The sequence below is a fragment of the Lactobacillus amylolyticus DSM 11664 genome (assembly GCF_000178475.1).
In the GTDB taxonomy this organism is placed as follows: Bacteria; Bacillota; Bacilli; order Lactobacillales; family Lactobacillaceae; genus Lactobacillus; species Lactobacillus amylolyticus.
Map to the genome: position 1 here is coordinate 1 of NZ_ADNY01000014.1, position 1,428 is coordinate 1,428.

A 1,428-nucleotide genomic window follows, 5' to 3' on the forward strand; every position below is an offset into this window, starting at 1 on the left:
CTGGAACTCATCAGCTTCATAAATTTTGAAGTTTCTGACCATGCCAGTAGATCGATCTTTTCTTTGACTATAATATTTGAAGTTGAAGCGGACGCCTGATTTATCTACGTAATAGTCTTCTTCTTCGTTATAGTACCAGTTGTCGACCTTTGATGGATCTTTCTTATATTTTCGCGTTTGTTCTTTTTCGTATTGGGTATACGGAATCTGATAGTTCTTATCTGAATAATTCTCTTCCAGAATCGAGTAATTGTATTCACTGCCATAGCCCGCATCGGCCACAATATTTTGAAACTTATCGAGAATTCCTCTGGACTTCATCTGGTCTAGAAATGGTTCGAATGTTCTAAAGTCAGTCGGATTAGGAAACAGGGCAAAATCAACTACATATTGATTAGTAGTCGCTGCCTGAATATTGTAGCCTGGCTTTAGCTGCCCGTTTTTCATATGATCTTCTTTCATATGCATGAAGGTGGCATCATGATCTGTTTTAGAGTAGCTGTTACGGCCAGCAAAGATCTCTTCAGCTTCTTCGTACTTTTTAGCACGCGGAATAAAATCTTTTCTGAGTTTATGTGCGATCTTCTTTAATTCACGGCGCTTGGCCTTATTTTTTGATCCGCCTGGAATGGCTTTAGGTTCTCGATCAATTTTCTCGGTCAGTTTCTCAACTTCTTTTTCCGTTTCTTGAGCCAGAATCTCTAAGCCTTGACTAGTTTGGGCTTCTTCTTCGGCCATGGCTTTGACTACTTCTTTATTGATCAGTTCTTCATATAAAGCAGACACGTCTTCCTTTAACTTGGCATGATACTTCTCAATAGCTTTTCGCCAGACAAAAGTGTACCTGTTGGCGTCTGCTTCAATCTTAGTGCCATCGATAAAAACTGCATTTTCACGGATTAATCCCTCATCTTCTAATAATGAAGTAAAGTAGACAAAGCACTGCTTAATTACCTTATTGGCATGGTCGCTTGATCTGAAATTATTGATCGTGTGATAAGAAATCTTTCTATTGTCAGCCAAAATCATCATGGGCAGATTCTCTTCTAGCATTCTTTCAATTTTTCTGCCTGAAAAAACTCTTCTAGAATAAGCAAAGAGCAAGATCTTAAGCATCATTGCCGGGTGATATGCAGGTCTGCCTGTATTAGAAGTGGTTTCTAAGATAACTTCGTTAGGAATAGAATCAACGAATTCACTGATAACACTGGCAATGTGATTTGCAGGGATAGAAAAATCTAAATTTAATGATAAAGTAGTTTGTCCTGTGATATAATTTTGATACATGTTTAAGCCCACTTTCTATTGTTTTTTTGTGGTGATTAAATAATATCAAGGAATGGGTTTAAAGTATACAAAAAGAGCGATGACTTCTTATGAAGTTCATCGCTTTTTTCATGGCCTGGAAATTAGTTTTTTCCCAGACAC

1 protein-coding gene is annotated in these 1,428 nt (G+C 37.5%); it reads right to left on the minus strand.

Features of this window, described 5'->3' with window-relative positions:
• The coding region (locus HMPREF0493_RS02365; protein ID WP_006351660.1) for an IS1182 family transposase at positions 1–1,287 on the minus strand (1,287 nt) is incomplete at its 3' end.
• Positions 1,288–1,428 lie beyond the last annotated feature (141 nt).